At 60.2% G+C, this 13,867-nt stretch carries 12 protein-coding genes; 10 read left to right on the forward strand and 2 right to left on the reverse strand.

Annotation, left to right across the window (positions count from 1 at the left end):
* Positions 1–28: 28 nt before the first annotated feature.
* A complete protein-coding gene (gene clpS / locus ACMGF8_RS24920) occupies positions 29–391 on the reverse strand; it encodes an ATP-dependent Clp protease adapter ClpS (RefSeq protein ID WP_011062173.1) in 363 nt (120 codons plus the stop codon).
* Between the two features lie 224 nt (positions 392–615).
* On the opposite strand from clpS, the gene cspD reads away from it, so the two are divergent.
* Positions 616–873, forward strand: coding sequence for a cold shock domain-containing protein CspD (cspD, locus tag ACMGF8_RS24925; protein ID WP_102864728.1), 258 nt, complete (start codon positions 616–618; stop codon positions 871–873).
* Positions 874–952: 79 nt separating this feature from the next.
* Here cspD and icd read toward each other — a convergent pair whose 3' ends face one another.
* Positions 953–2,209, reverse strand: a complete 1,257-nt coding sequence (gene icd / locus ACMGF8_RS24930) for an NADP-dependent isocitrate dehydrogenase (RefSeq protein WP_102864727.1) — start codon at positions 2,207–2,209, stop codon at positions 953–955.
* 505 nt (positions 2,210–2,714) lie between these two features.
* On the opposite strand from icd, the gene ACMGF8_RS24935 reads away from it, so the two are divergent.
* The 9 genes from ACMGF8_RS24935 to aceA all read left to right on the forward strand — a co-directional run bounded on the left by ACMGF8_RS24935 (position 2,715) and on the right by aceA (position 13,300).
* On the forward strand, positions 2,715–4,940 hold the full coding sequence (locus tag ACMGF8_RS24935; protein ID WP_416757561.1) for an NADP-dependent isocitrate dehydrogenase: 2,226 nt from the start codon (positions 2,715–2,717) through the stop codon (positions 4,938–4,940).
* Positions 4,941–5,101: 161 nt separating this feature from the next.
* Entirely contained in the window at positions 5,102–5,548 is a 447-nt protein-coding gene (locus ACMGF8_RS24940) for an NUDIX hydrolase (protein ID WP_115580497.1), read from the forward strand.
* Positions 5,549–5,619: 71 nt separating this feature from the next.
* Positions 5,620–6,753: a tRNA 2-thiouridine(34) synthase MnmA gene (gene mnmA / locus ACMGF8_RS24945; protein WP_102864724.1), complete on the forward strand. Its 1,134-nt coding sequence runs from the start codon at positions 5,620–5,622 to the stop codon at positions 6,751–6,753.
* On the forward strand, positions 6,750–7,373 hold the full coding sequence (gene hflD, locus ACMGF8_RS24950) for a high frequency lysogenization protein HflD (protein ID WP_025126594.1): 624 nt from the start codon (positions 6,750–6,752) through the stop codon (positions 7,371–7,373). The genes mnmA and hflD overlap by 4 nt, the downstream gene beginning before the upstream one ends.
* 119 nt (positions 7,374–7,492) lie before the next feature.
* Positions 7,493–8,863, forward strand: coding sequence for an adenylosuccinate lyase (gene purB / locus ACMGF8_RS24955; protein ID WP_102864723.1), 1,371 nt, complete (start codon positions 7,493–7,495; stop codon positions 8,861–8,863).
* Between the two features lie 83 nt (positions 8,864–8,946).
* Complete coding sequence (locus tag ACMGF8_RS24960; RefSeq protein WP_102864722.1) at positions 8,947–10,113, forward strand: cupin domain-containing protein; 1,167 nt, start codon at positions 8,947–8,949, stop codon at positions 10,111–10,113.
* Entirely contained in the window at positions 10,106–10,528 is a 423-nt protein-coding gene (locus ACMGF8_RS24965) for a GNAT family N-acetyltransferase (protein ID WP_102864721.1), read from the forward strand. Before ACMGF8_RS24960 ends, ACMGF8_RS24965 begins: the two co-directional genes overlap by 8 nt.
* A gap of 176 nt (positions 10,529–10,704) precedes the next feature.
* Positions 10,705–11,460, forward strand: a complete 756-nt coding sequence (locus ACMGF8_RS24970) for a secretin N-terminal domain-containing protein (protein WP_213665648.1) — start codon at positions 10,705–10,707, stop codon at positions 11,458–11,460.
* Between the two features lie 514 nt (positions 11,461–11,974).
* Positions 11,975–13,300, forward strand: a complete 1,326-nt coding sequence (gene aceA, locus ACMGF8_RS24975) for an isocitrate lyase (protein WP_025126589.1) — start codon at positions 11,975–11,977, stop codon at positions 13,298–13,300.
* The last annotated feature ends 567 nt before the right edge of the window (positions 13,301–13,867 follow it).

Consider the following 13,867-nt stretch of genomic DNA (forward strand, 5'->3'; position numbering starts at 1 on the left):
GCTTCACCTCATACCCAAGTGGTCGGCGTTAACCGTCCTTCTCGATTTCACAGAGTAGCGGATGCTGGCTTTCCCGGGCGTACTGGTTGACCTGCATGGCCTTGGTCTCGGCGATGTCGCGGGTAAACAATCCACACACTGCCCGCCCTTCGGTATGGACGGCCAGCATGACCTTGGTCGCCAGCTCGCGATTCAGGTTAAAAAACATCTCGAGCACTTCGACGACGAAATCCATCGGGGTGTAGTCATCGTTGAACAAAACCACCTTGTACATCGGCGGCGCCTGTAACGCAGGCTTAGCTTCCTGTACAGCCAAGCCAGCGGAATCGTCGTCGTGCAAGTCCGGGCGATCCTGATTGAATGTTAGTCGAATCTGGCTGATTGCATGCATGGAAAGAAAGGTTCGTCAGTTGTGCAAATACAGTGGTGGGGGCGCCCTGGACGGAATTCAACTCCGACCGCCGGGTCACCTTGACTATCGGCAAAACGGTGTTACAACCAATAGGGCCCACATTGGGTAATAAACGTCCGCGGCGTCAACCTTTTTACCAAGTTTGGCGGCGGATGAACTGGATGATACTCCAGTGATGGAGTCTGTTGCAGAGGGATATGAGTATGGCTAGCGGTAAGGTCAAGTGGTTCAACAATGCCAAGGGTTATGGCTTTATTAATGAGGAGGGCAAGACTGACGATCTGTTTGCCCATTACTCGGCCATCGATATGGATGGCTACAAGACCTTGAAAGCCGGGCAGGCAGTGAGCTTCGAGATCATCCAAGGCCCCAAGGGGCTGCATGCAATCAAAATCAGCGCCTTGAAGGTACCCGGCGAAATCGTCACCGCCGAGGTCCAGACCGAAAGCGCCCTGAGCTGATTCATCCAACATCCAGTCATAAAAAAACCGGCCGACTCAAGGGATTGAGTCGGCCGGTTTGCTTTCAGCCCAAATTCGCTTACATGTGCGAGATCAGTGCATCACCGAATGCCGACGAAGACAGCAGGGTCGCTCCCTCCATCAGACGCTCGAAGTCATAAGTCACGGTCTTGGCCGAGATGGCGCCGTTGGTGCCCTTGATGATCAGGTCGGCCGCTTCGGTCCAGCCCATGTGGCGCAGCATCATCTCCGCGGAGAGAATCAGCGAGCCCGGATTGACCTGGTCCTTGCCGGCATACTTGGGCGCGGTGCCGTGGGTCGCTTCGAACATGGCCACGGTGTCAGAAAGGTTGGCACCCGGAGCGATACCGATACCACCCACTTCCGCCGCCAGGGCGTCGGACAGGTAGTCACCGTTGAGGTTGAGGGTGGCGATCACATCGTATTCGGCCGGACGCAGCAGGATCTGCTGGAGCATGGCGTCAGCGATAGCATCCTTGACGATGACGTTCTTGCCGGTTTTCGGGTTCTTGAACTGCATCCAAGGACCGCCGTCCAGCAGGGTTGCGCCGAACTCTTCAGCCGCCACTTCATAGGCCCACTCTTTGAAGGCACCTTCGGTGAACTTCATGATGTTGCCTTTGTGGACGATGGTCAGCGAGTCGCGGTCGTTATCCACTACATACTGCAGCGCCTTGCGCGCCAGACGCTTGGTGCCCTGCAGGGAAACCGGCTTGACGCCGATACCGCAGTTTTCGTCGAAACGGATCTTGGTGACGCCCATTTCTTCTTTAAGGAACTTGATGACCTTGGTGGCTTCTGCCGTACCGGCCTTCCATTCGATACCGGCGTAAATGTCTTCGGAGTTTTCACGGAAGATGGTCATGTCCACATCGCCAGGCTTTTTCACCGGGCTAGGCACGCCTTCGAACCAGCGCACCGGGCGCAGGCATACATACAGGTCCAACTGTTGACGCAGGGCCACGTTCAGGGAACGGATGCCACCACCGACCGGAGTGGTCAGCGGGCCCTTGATGGAAACCACGTAGTCCTTCACCGCGTCCAGGGTTTCCTGAGGCAGCCAGGTATCCTGGTCGTACACTTGAGTCGCTTTTTCCCCGGCATACACTTCCATCCAGGAAATCTTGCGTTCGCCGCCGTAAGCCTTCTTAACCGCAGCATCGACAACCTTGATCATGACCGGGCTGATATCAACACCAATACCGTCGCCTTCGATGAAAGGAATAATCGGGTTGTTAGGAACATTGAGAGAATGGTCTGCGTTGACGGTGATTTTGTCGCCGACTGCTGGAACCTGAATCTTCTTGTATCCCATGCTGAACTCCGTTGTGTGGATTGAACATCTGGCTGCGTTCGAGCGTAACCCAGTTGAATCTGGACGGGAACCTCATGTTCCACCCATATGCCGTGAAAGCTGCACAGTTCGCGGCCTACAAGCCTGAAAGCAAAGGGAAAAGTGCCAAAATCGAGCACCTCGAGCGACTCTACGCCTACCCCCCGCCTGCGACCTTTAGACCAATGGACGAGAACGGGCTCCTATGAAGCATCGGCGTTTTGCTAGCTACCTATGTATAATGCCGCCGCTGACCACAGAGTCACGACGGCCGAACGCTCTGCTACCGAAAAAAACAAGCCGAGAATGGCCGCCCAAAGCCGGGTTGTTACCGCAGCCCACCCGCTTGACGCTCGACTGATGCACCCAACATCACCGCGAAGAAACCTCGACATTCGGCTCATGGATGACCTTTGAACGAAAGCGCTTACCCGGCGCACCTCGAGTTTCTGCGCACGCTTTAGCAAAGAAGAGAGTTAATCCGAATATGCCCACCCGCTCGAAGATCATCTACACCTTCACCGACGAAGCCCCGGCCCTCGCCACCTATTCCCTGCTGCCTATCGTAGAAGCCTTCACCGCTTCGGCTGATATCGCCGTGGAAACCCGCGACATCTCCCTGGCCGGCCGCATCCTCGCCAGCTTCCCTGAGCAGTTGGGTGCCAAAGCGGTACCGGACCACCTTGCCGAACTGGGCGAACTGGCCGTTACCCCGGAAGCCAACATCATCAAGCTGCCGAACATCAGCGCCTCGGTACCGCAACTGCAAGCCGCGATCAAGGAACTGCAGGCCCAGGGCTATGCCCTGCCGGACTACCCGGAAACCGTGACCTGCGACGCCGACAAAGACGCCAAGGCGCGTTACGACAAGGTCAAGGGCAGCGCCGTGAACCCGGTCCTGCGTGAAGGCAACTCCGACCGCCGCGCTCCGCTGTCGGTGAAGAACTACGCGCGCAAGCACCCGCACAAGATGGGCGCCTGGGCCAAGGACTCCAAGTCCCACGTTGCCCACATGAGCAACGGCGACTTCTACGGCAGCGAAAAAGCCGCCCTGATCGAAGCCGCAGACAGCGTCAAGATCGAACTGATCGCCCAAGACGGCACCGCCACCGTCCTGAAAGAAAAAACCACCGTGCAAGCCGGTGAGATCCTCGACTGCGCCGTGATGAGCAAAAAGGCCCTGCGCGCCTTCATCGCCGCCGAAATCGAAGACGCCAAGAAACAAGGCGTACTGCTGTCGGTGCACCTCAAAGCCACCATGATGAAAGTCTCCGACCCAATCATGTTCGGCCAGATCGTTGCCGAGTTCTATCAGGACGCCCTGAGCAAGCACGCCGCCGTCCTGCAAGAAATCGGCTTCAACCTGAACAACGGCATCGGCGACCTGTACGCCCGCATCAAGGCCCTGCCGGCCGATCAGCAAGCCGCGATCGAAGCCGACATCCAGGCCGTCTATGCAGCCCGCCCGGCCCTGGCCATGGTCAACTCCGATAAAGGCATCACCAACCTGCACGTGCCGAGCGACGTGATCGTCGACGCCTCGATGCCGGCGATGATCCGTGACTCCGGCAAGATGTGGGGCACCGACGGCCAACTGCACGACACCAAGGCAGTGATCCCGGACCGTTGCTACGCCACCATCTACCAGGCCGTGATCGAAGACTGCAAAGCCAATGGCGCGTTCGATCCGACCACCATGGGCAGCGTGCCGAACGTTGGCCTGATGGCGAAAAAAGCCGAAGAGTACGGCTCCCACGACAAGACCTTCGAAATCAAGGCTGATGGCGTGGTTCGTGTGACCGACAGCCAAGGCAAGCTGCTGCTGGAGCAGAAAGTCGAATCCGGCGACATCTTCCGCATGTGTCAGACCAAAGACGCACCGATCCAGGACTGGGTCAAGCTGGCCGTCAACCGTGCTCGCGCCAGCAGCACCCCAGCGATCTTCTGGCTGGACCCGATGCGCGCCCACGACGGCGTGATGATCGAAAAAGTTCAGGCCTACCTGAAGGATCACGACACCAGCGACCTGGACATCCGCATCATGTCCCCGGTTGAAGCCATGAAGTTCACCCTGGCCCGCACCCGTGACGGCAAGGACACCATCTCGGTGACCGGCAACGTACTGCGCGACTACCTGACCGACCTGTTCCCGATCATGGAACTGGGCACCAGCGCCAAGATGCTGTCGATCGTGCCACTGATGAACGGTGGCGGCCTGTTCGAAACCGGCGCCGGCGGTTCGGCCCCGAAGCACGTGCAACAGCTGCTGGAAGAGAACTTCCTGCGCTGGGATTCCCTGGGTGAGTTCCTGGCCCTGGCCGCTTCCCTCGAGCACCTGGGCAACACCTACAACAACCCGAAAGCCCTGGTACTGGCCAAGACCCTGGACCAGGCTACCGGTCAGTTCCTCGACAACAACAAGTCGCCATCGCGCAAAGTCGGCAACATCGACAACCGCGGCAGCCACTTCTACCTGGCGCTGTACTGGGCACAAGCCCTGGCCGCCCAGACCGAGGATGCTGCCCTGCAAGCGCAGTTCAGCACCCTGGCCAAGACCCTGACCGAGAACGAAGCGACCATCGTCGCCGAGCTCAACGCCGTACAGGGCAAGCCTGTGGACATCGGTGGCTACTACAGCGCCAACCCTGAGCTGGTGAGCCAGGCCATGCGCCCGAGCACCACCCTCAACGCGGCCATCGCTGCGCTGGTGTAAGCAGAAGCGAACACACAAACCCCGGCCCCGCGCCGGGGTTTGTGCTTCTGGGCCCACAAGCAGCCGGCTTGTCGGCGAACGCCTCCACGCCGGACATGCGGCGCTCGCTTCGCCGACAAGCCGCCGCCTAAAATGCCCGCCTCTTATAAAGGAGTGCCCTTATGGAATGGCAACCCCATATCACTGTCGCCACCATCGTCGAAGACCAGGGCCGCTTCCTGTTCGTCGAGGAATACTCGGGCGAACAGGCCGTGCTCAATCAGCCTGCCGGACACCTGGATGCCAATGAAAGCCTGCTCCAGGCGGCCATCCGCGAAACCCTGGAGGAAACCGGCTGGGACGTGGAGTTGACCGGCGTGGTCGGCATCTACCTGTACACCGCCCCCAGCAACGGCGTGACCTACCAGCGCGTGTGCTTCGCCGCCAAGCCACTGCGCCACCGTCCGGACTATCAGCTGGACGACGGCATCATCGGCCCACGCTGGATGAGCCGCGAGCAACTGCTGGAGCAACGGGCCAACTGGCGCAGCGAGCTGATCCTGCAGTGCCTGGACGATTACCTGGACGGCCAACTGCACAGCCTGGCGCTGATCCGACCAATGCTTTAACCGCAGTTTTAGCCTTGCAGGCCTCAGCCTGTTAGAATCGCGTCCTTTTTCAAGACACCCATTGAATTCCTATGCGTGATCCAGCCCCTTCTGACACCCAAAAGAAGCGCGTCATTGTCGGCATGTCCGGCGGCGTGGATTCTTCCGTTTCCGCCCTCCTGCTGATGGAGCAGGGATACCAGGTGGAAGGCCTGTTCATGAAGAACTGGGAGGAAGACGACGGAACCGAGTACTGCACCGCCATGGACGACCTGGCGGATGCCCAGGCCGTGTGCGACAAGCTTGGCATCAAGCTGCACACCGCCAACTTCGCCGCCGAGTACTGGGACAACGTGTTCGAGCACTTCCTGGCCGAATACAAGGCCGGTCGCACGCCGAACCCGGACATCCTCTGCAACCGCGAAATCAAGTTCAAGGCGTTCCTCGACTACGCCATGATGCTCGGCGCCGACCTGATCGCCACCGGCCACTATGTGCGCCGTCGCGACATCGACGGCCGCACTGAACTGCTCAAGGGCCTGGACCCGAACAAGGACCAGAGCTATTTCCTGCATGCCGTTGGCGGCGAGCAGATCGCCAAGACCCTGTTCCCGGTGGGCGAGCTGGAAAAACCCGAAGTACGCGCCATCGCCGAGAAACACGACCTGGCCACGGCAAAGAAGAAAGACTCCACCGGCATCTGCTTTATCGGTGAGCGGCGCTTCAGCGACTTCCTCAAGCAATACCTGCCGGCCCAGCCCGGCGAGATCAAGACCACCGAAGGTGAAGTCATCGGCCGCCATCACGGCCTGATGTACCACACCATCGGCCAACGCCAGGGCCTGGGCATCGGCGGCCTGAAAGACGCCGGCGAAGAGCCGTGGTACGTGTTGATCAAGGACCTGGAGCACAACGAGTTGATCGTTGGCCAGGGCAACGATCACCCATGGCTGTTCTCTCGCGCCCTGCTGGCTTCCGACATCTATTGGGTCAACCCTATCGACCTGAGCCAGCCACGGCGCCTGACCGCCAAGGTGCGCTACCGCCAGAGCGACCAGCCCTGCACCCTGGAAAAGACCGCCAACGGCTACCGCGCCACCTTCGACGACCCGCAGCGCGCCGTAACCCCCGGCCAGTCCGTGGTGTTCTACGACGGTGAAATCTGCCTTGGCGGCGGCGTCATCGAAGTCGCCGAACCCTGGAGCAGCAAGGACGTCCGTCCATGAGCCCGATTCAGGAGCAACTGACGGCGCTGGGTGGGGTATTCCTCGCAGCGGTGCTGGTGGACCGCATCGCCAAGACCGGCCAGGTCAGCGAAGCTGCCTTGAGCTGCATGCTCGGCAGCCTGCTGATCCGTGATCCGAAGGACACCCTGGAAGTCTATGGCGGCGACGACATCAACCTGCGCGAGGGCTACCGCGCCCTGATCGGCGCCCTGGAGCGCGACCCCAGCACTCTGCAACGCGAGCCGCTGCGTTACGCCTTGTCGATGCTTGGCCTGGAACGTCAGTTGGCCAAGCGCGAAGACCTGCTGGAAACCATCGGCAAGCGCCTGCCGCAGATCCAGTCCCAGGTCGAACACTTCGGCCCGGCCCACGAAAACGTCATTGCCGCGTGCGGCGGGCTGTACCAGGACACCCTGAGCACCCTGCGCCAGCGCATTCAGGTACATGGCGACATGCGCAACCTGCAGCAACCGAGCAATGCCTCGAAAATTCGCGCCCTGCTGCTGGCCGGCATTCGTTCCGCACGCCTGTGGCGCCAGTTGGGCGGCCATCGCTGGCAACTGGTGATCAGCCGGCGCAAATTGCTCAAAGAGCTTTATCCATTGATGCGCAGCAGCTGAGCTGCGCCTGATTTTTCAAGAGCTGCGCGTAAGACGCTGGTCAGTTGGCAACGGACCTGCGGATATTTTCATGTATGATACGCGCCCCATTTCGTTGCCCGACTGTCCGAGAACACCCCATGCAGCTCTCTTCGCTCACTGCGGTTTCCCCTGTTGACGGCCGCTACGCCGGCAAAACCCAGGCCCTGCGCCCCATTTTCAGCGAATACGGCCTGATCCGTGCTCGCGTCCTCGTTGAAGTGCGCTGGCTCCAGCGCCTGGCCGCCCACAGCGCCATCAGCGAAGTGCCGGCGTTCTCCGCCGAAGCCAACGCCGTCCTCAATGCCCTGGCAGAGAACTTCTCCCTGGAGCACGCCGAGCGCGTCAAAGAGATCGAGCGCACCACCAACCACGACGTCAAGGCCATCGAGTACCTGCTCAAGGAACAAGCCGCCAAGCTGCCTGAGCTGGCCAACGTCAGTGAATTCATCCACTTCGCCTGCACCAGCGAGGACATCAACAACCTGTCCCACGCCCTGATGCTGCGCGAAGGCCGTGATGACGTGATGCTGCCGCTGATGCGCCAGACCGCCAACGCCATCCGCGAACTGGCGATCCGCTTCGCCGAAGTGCCGATGCTGTCGCGCACCCACGGTCAGCCGGCCTCGCCGACCACCCTGGGCAAGGAACTGGCCAACGTCGTGTACCGTCTGGAGCGCCAGATCGCTCAGGTCGCCGCCGTACCGCTGCTGGGCAAGATCAACGGCGCCGTGGGCAACTACAACGCCCACCTGTCGGCCTATCCGGACATCGACTGGGAAGCCAATGCCCGCGCCTTCATCGAAGACGAGCTGGGCCTGGCCTTCAACCCCTACACCACGCAGATCGAGCCGCACGACTACATTGCCGAGCTGTTCGATGCCATCGCCCGCTTCAACACCATCCTGATCGACTTCGATCGCGATATCTGGGGCTACATCTCCCTGGGCTACTTCAAGCAACGCACCATTGCCGGCGAAATCGGTTCCTCGACCATGCCGCACAAGGTCAACCCGATCGACTTCGAAAACTCCGAAGGCAACCTGGGGATCGCCAACGCCCTGTTCCAGCACCTGGCGAGCAAGCTGCCGATCTCACGCTGGCAGCGCGACCTGACCGACTCCACCGTCCTGCGCAACCTGGGCGTGGGCTTCGCTCACAGCGTGATCGCCTACGAAGCCAGCCTAAAAGGCATCAGCAAACTGGAGCTCAACGCTTCGAGGATCGCCGAAGACCTGGACGCTTGCTGGGAAGTCCTGGCCGAGCCGATTCAGACCGTGATGCGTCGCTACAACATCGAAAATCCGTACGAAAAGCTCAAGGAACTGACCCGCGGCAAGGGCATCAGCCCTGAAGCGCTGCAGACTTTCATCGACGGGCTGGACATGCCGGCCGCGGCCAAGGCCGAGCTGAAGCAGCTCACCCCGGCCAGTTACATCGGCAATGCCGCGGCCCAGGCCAAGCGCATCTGACCGACTGCTCGACCTTTTGACGCCCGGCCGCGCCGGGCGTTTTTATTCCTGCTAGAAAAGTAAACTTTTTCAATAGGTTACAAATGAATCCTGACATTCCACTTCAACTTCTGGGCGGCATCACTGCACGGGAATTTCTGCGTGACTACTGGCAGAAGAAGCCCCTGCTGATCCGTCAGGCCCTGCCTGACTTCGAAAGCCCGATCGAACCTGACGAACTGGCCGGCCTGGCCCTGGAAGAAGAAGTCGAATCGCGCCTGGTGATCGAGAAAGGCGAACGTCCATGGGAACTGCGCCGCGGCCCGTTCGCCGAAGACGAGTTCAGCAAGCTGCCAGAGCGCGACTGGACCCTGCTGGTCCAGGCCGTGGACCAGTTCGTCCCGGAAGTCGCCGAGCTGCTGGAGCACTTCCGCTTCCTGCCGAGCTGGCGTATCGATGACGTGATGATCAGCTTCGCCGCACCGGGCGGTAACGTCGGCCCGCACTTTGACAACTACGACGTGTTCCTGCTGCAAGGCCACGGCAAGCGCAACTGGAAGATCGGCCAGATGTGCGACTCCGAGAGCCCGCTGCTGCAGCACGCGGACCTACGCATCCTCGCCGAATTCGAAGAGACCGAAAGCTGGGTCCTGGAGCCGGGCGATATGCTCTACCTGCCCCCACGCCTGGCCCACTACGGCGTCGCGCTGAACGACTGCATGACCTACTCAGTGGGCTTCCGCGCCCCGAGCGCCGCTGAAGTGCTGACTCACTTCACCGACTTCCTCGGCCAGTTCCTGCCGGACGAAGAGCGCTACACCGACGCCGACGTGCAGCCGGCCAGCGACCCGCACCAGATCCAGCAGGACGCCCTCGATCGCCTCAAGGGCCTGCTGGCCGAGCACATGAGCGACGAACGCCTGCTGCTGACCTGGTTCGGCCAGTTCATGACCGAGCCACGCTACCCGGAACTGGTGGTCGGCCCGGAACTGGAAGAGGACGACCTGCTGGGCAGCCTGGAACAGGGCGCGATCCTGATCCGCAATCCAAGCGCACGCCTGGCCTGGTCGGAGGTCGATGAAGACCTGCTGCTGTTCGCCAGCGGCCAAAGTCGCCTGCTTCCCGGTAAACTGCGCGAGCTGCTGAAAATGATTTGCGCCGCCGACGCCCTGCATATCGACAACCTCGGCCCTTGGCTGGCGGATGAAGATGGGCGCGGCCTGCTGTGTGAACTGGTCAAGCAAGGGAGCCTGGGGTTTGCCGATGAATAAGATTCACGTACGTGTCGCAGACTGGCAAAAGGATAACGCCGAGATCCGGCGCATTCGTGAAGCAGTGTTCATTGCCGAGCAATCGGTTCCGCCCGAACTGGAGTGGGACGCCGACGACGACAGCGCGGTGCACTTTCTGGCCTGCGAGGGTGATTTCCCTATCGGTACCGCGCGCCTGCTGCCGGACGGCCATGTCGGCCGGGTCTCGGTACTCAAGGACTGGCGCGGCCTCAAGGTCGGCGATGCGCTGATGCGCGCAGTGATCGACGAAGCCGAGAAGCGCGGCCTGAAGCAACAGATGCTCAGCGCCCAGGTCCAGGCCACACCGTTCTACGAGCGCTTGGGCTTCTCGATTGTCAGCGAGGAATTCCTCGAAGCGGGAATCCCCCACGTCGACATGGTTCGCGGCGCCTGACCGACAAGCCCCAGCGGCAATGGCCAGAGCGAACGCCCCGCCATCCCCTTGCGCCCACCAGGCGCAAGACCAGGATGCCGGGGCGTTTTGCCGTCTAGGATTCAACTTGCCCCACCCAAAGCCGACAAAGTGTCAAACTCAAGGCTTTACGCCAGCTACTCGCGGAGATAACGGATATGTCCCTACGCACCTTGCTCACGACGCTGCTGCTGACCTTCAGCTGCTCGGTCATGGCCGCCACCGAGATCGTGCCCCTCAACAACCGCACCAGCGCCGACCTGCTGCCGGTGGCGCAGAATTTTCTGGGCAAGGACGGCAAGGTCAGCGCCTATGGCAACCAACTGATCGTCAACGCCGAGCCGGGCAAGATCGCCGAACTCCGGGCCTTCATTGCGCAACTGGATACCGCGGCCAAGCGTCTGCTGATCACCGTCGACACCAACGAGAACAACTTCCAGGACAACCAGGGCTATTCGGTCAATGGTGCACCGCAAACGCGCATCATCAATCGCAGCACCGAGAGCCGCGACGGCGGCATACAGCAGATCCAGGCCAGCGAAGGCGTGCCGGCGCTGATCCAGGTTGGCCAGAGCGTGCCCCTGACCACCACCCAGACCGATCCCTACGGTCGCCTGCAAAACCAGACCCAATACCGCAACGTCACCCAGGGCTTCTACGTGACAGCCAGCGTCACCGGCGAGACCGTGCACCTGAGTATCAGCACCAACCGCGACCGTATGAGCCAGGAACGCCCTGATGTAGTGAACGTGCAAAGTACCGACACAACTGTCAGTGGGCGCCTCGGCGAGTGGATCACCCTGGCCGGGGTCAATCGCCAGACCCAGGCCGACAAGCAGGCCCTGGGCCGCAGCTACTCGACTCAAGGACGGGATGACATGACCTTGCGCGTCAAGGTCGACGCCTTGGACTAAAGCACCAAAAACTGACTGATTAGTCGTACTAGACCAAAGATGTAGTGCCATAAAAAAAGCACTACAAAACATTTGACGAGCCAAAAAACCGCGGGCATGATGGCCTCGCTCCCGCTAATCAGGGGCCCTGGCAAGGGCCTTCGGATCGCCGCTCTAACCTACCCACCTGAGCCGATTCGTGTCTGTACTGCCCACAAGGTGTGTTTGACGAGATTGCGACTGGAACGAAGTTGTCCCGAGGGACGGAAGCGTATTTAGGTCGATCGGCAACACACTGATGGAACGCACCAAGGCCCACGACGCCCGCATGCGCACCGCAGCTCGCCTTCACCTGCTCACTCTCCCCTCGAGCCCATCGTTCACCCGTCGCCATCCCCGCCAGACCCGACTGGACCGCCTAAGCTTCCTGGTCAGCGAGCAGCCTTCCACGCAACGTTACGACGCGTGATCGGCGGAGCCGGAATTCTCCAACCAAGAACGACTTTTTACACAAGACGCGACGAGGTTTATCTCCATGGCACTGACACGCGAACAGCAAATTGCAGCCCTTGAAAAAGACTGGGCTGAAAACCCGCGCTGGAAAGGCGTGACTCGCACTTATTCCGCTGCCGACGTGGTCCGTCTGCGTGGTTCGGTCCAACCCGAGCACACCCTGGCACGCATGGGCGCCGAGAAGCTCTGGAACCTGGTCACCCAAGGTGCCAAGCCGTCCTTCCGTCCTGAGAAAGATTTCGTCAACTGCATGGGCGCCCTGACCGGCGGCCAGGCTGTTCAACAGGTCAAAGCCGGCATCCAGGCCATCTACCTGTCCGGCTGGCAAGTGGCTGCGGACAACAACTCCGCCGAATCCATGTACCCCGACCAGTCGCTGTACCCGGTGGATTCGGTTCCGACCGTGGTCAAGCGCATCAACAACTCGTTCCGTCGTGCCGACCAGATCCAGTGGAAAGCCGGCAAGAACCCGGGCGACGACGGCTACATCGACTACTTCGCGCCAATCGTGGCCGACGCTGAAGCCGGTTTCGGCGGCGTGCTGAACGCCTACGAGCTGATGAAGAGCATGATCGAAGCGGGCGCCGCCGGCGTTCACTTCGAAGACCAACTGGCTTCCGTGAAGAAGTGCGGCCACATGGGCGGCAAGGTGCTGGTTCCAACCCAGGAAGCCGTACAGAAGCTGACCGCTGCCCGCCTGGCGGCAGACGTTGCCGGTGTACCGACCATCATCCTGGCCCGTACCGACGCCAACGCTGCTGACCTGCTGACTTCGGACTGCGACCCGTACGACCAGCCGTTCGTGACCGGCACCCGCACCCAGGAAGGCTTCTACAAAGTGAAAGCCGGCCTGGATCAAGCGATCGCCCGCGGCCTGGCTTACGCTCCGTACGCCGACCTGATCTGGTGCGAAACCGCCAAGCCGGACCTGGACGAAGCTCGTCGCTTCGCCGAAGCGATCAAGAAGGAATACCCGGACCAAATCCTGTCGTACAACTGCTCGCCTTCCTTCAACTGGAAGAAAAACCTGGACGACGCGACCATCGCCAAGTTCCAGCGCGAACTGTCCGCCATGGGTTACAAGCACCAGTTCATCACCCTGGCCGGTATCCACAACATGTGGCACAGCATGTTCAACCTGGCGCACGACTACGCCCGCAACGACATGACTGCCTACGTGAAGCTGCAAGAGCAGGAATTCGCTGACGCCGCCAAAGGCTACACCTTCGTGGCTCACCAGCAGGAAGTGGGCACCGGCTACTTCGACGACATGACTACCGTGATCCAGGGTGGTTCGTCCTCGGTAACCGCTCTGACCGGTTCCACCGAAGAAGAGCAGTTCCATTGATCCCAGGCCTCGCGCCTTGATCGAGCGGCCAATGCAGGCCCGGTAAAAACAACTGCATTGCTGTACAACTGACGCCCCGACTGGTTCGGGGCGTTTTTTTGCCCGCCAAACCTGCAGCAGCCAGCTTGCCGGCGAACCGCTCCCCTGCAACCCCCTCAAAAACCTCGAGACGCCCGACCCCTGCAAGAAAGCTCGCCAAACATTGATCCAGAGCGGTGTTACCCAGAGCGAAACAGGTTAAAAGGTGCGCCCCTGCTACTTGCAGTAACAGGGATATAACAAGCAACTTTCCCACTCCCCGAAGGAAAGCAGATTAAAACAACACCTAAACAATATTGATTATCATTTAGCCGCTATAACTTTCGTTGCAGCAGCAACAAAACATAATTAACAAAACCTCCCCTAATGCCCACAGGCCGCGGCTTACGGGGCTACAGAGGTGAGCTATGTCCTTATTACGATAAACAATTTCGCTTTAGAAATTTTACTTGCCCGGTGTTTAGCCATAAAATCAGCGCGATTGATTGCGCTGCGACATATCGTCACTGCTTTATTTCTTTATCAAGC

It is taken from the genome of Pseudomonas sp. BNK-7 (assembly GCF_048072025.1).
Taxonomy (GTDB): Bacteria; Pseudomonadota; Gammaproteobacteria; order Pseudomonadales; family Pseudomonadaceae; genus Aquipseudomonas; species Aquipseudomonas danubii.